The sequence below is a fragment of the Brevibacillus sp. MCWH genome, from assembly GCF_013096935.1.
Lineage (GTDB): Bacteria > Bacillota > Bacilli > Brevibacillales > Brevibacillaceae > Brevibacillus > Brevibacillus aydinogluensis.
Genome location: NZ_SDLF01000101.1, coordinates 1 through 585, shown reverse-complemented (window position 1 = coordinate 585; position 585 = coordinate 1). Strand labels below are relative to the sequence as shown.

The following is a 585-nucleotide window of genomic DNA, read 5'->3' as shown; positions in this document are numbered from 1 at the left end:
ATTAAATACTATCCTAATAGAAGCATTGACACTAGCGATTTATACACAATCATTGAAGAAATAGAAGATGATGGTAAAGAAGTTGTAGCTCTTATTTTAGACTATATTAAACGTATTAGACCGACAGAAAGAGGGAAAGATGAGAAAGAAGAGTTGAAAAATATTACTAACGAGTTGAAAAACTTAGCTACTGAATTAGATATCCCGGTCATAACAGCACACCAATTAAACAGAACAGCAGCTTCAGTTGTAGATGCTGCTATGGAAGCAAACAAAGAAGACTTAGGTAGATTTATCGGACGTTCCAATGTAGGAAGTGCATGGGAAGTTATAGAAAACTCTGACTGGGTTTGTGTGATTAACGTTGAAAGAAAAAGAAGTACTGGTCAATACTATTTAACGTTTAAACGTGTAAAAATAAGATACCGTGACCCTAACGACTTAGGTTATTTCAACCATCCATTTGAAATAGGTAATAGAATTAGATTACTTGATGATATTCATTTAGAAACTTCTTTATCAGAAGAGTCTTTATCTTCAGATTTTGACGCTGTTGATTTATCTTCTTCTGGAAAGAAAGGTAAA

At 33.2% G+C, this 585-nt stretch carries 1 protein-coding gene; it reads left to right on the top strand.

The genetic code is table 11. From position 1 onward, the window contains the following. A partial coding sequence (locus ETC00_RS19555) for a DnaB helicase C-terminal domain-containing protein (RefSeq protein WP_253264347.1) occupies positions 1-585 on the top strand: 585 nt, incomplete at both ends.